At 69.0% G+C, this 535-nt stretch carries 1 protein-coding gene; it reads right to left on the reverse strand.

What is annotated here, in order from left to right:
* Window positions 1-476: acyltransferase domain-containing protein (locus ACFFRH_RS44625; RefSeq protein WP_386164236.1), on the reverse strand; the 476-nt coding region annotated here is incomplete at its 3' end.
* Window positions 477-535 lie beyond the last annotated feature (59 nt).

A 535-nucleotide genomic window follows, 5' to 3' on the forward strand; every position in this document is an offset into this window, starting at 1 on the left:
CCCAGCAGGAAGTCCGGTCGCATTCCCCAGGACTCCAGGAGCCGGAACAGCGCCACCTCAACCGCGAACAGTGCGATCTGGGCGTTCTCGGTCCGATCCAGCACCCCCTCCGACGAGGAGGTGAACACCAGATCTTTCAGCGACCCTTCGAAGTGGTCGTCGACCTCGTCGAAGGCGGTCGCGAACGCCGGGAACGTCTCGTACAGTTCCCGGCCCATGCCGACCCGTTGAGCGCCCTGGCCGGTGAACAGGAATCCCAGTCCTCCCGGAGCGGCCGCCCCGGAGATCACCCCGGTCGAGGGATCGCCTGCGGCCAGCTCTGCCAGCCGGTCCACCAGCTCATCCCGGCTCCGGCCCACCACCACGGCCCGGTGCTCCAACACCGCACGACCCGCCACCAGCGAGTACGCCACATCCACACCTGACGGCTGCGACGTCTTCACATGCGCAGCCAGCCGCTCGGCCTGCGCCCGCAACGCCGACCCACTCCTGGCCGACAACGGCCACACCACCACCCCACCGCCCTCGACAGGAG

Source organism: Streptosporangium vulgare, assembly GCF_042428775.1.
In the GTDB taxonomy this organism is placed as follows: Bacteria; Actinomycetota; Actinomycetes; order Streptosporangiales; family Streptosporangiaceae; genus Streptosporangium; species Streptosporangium vulgare.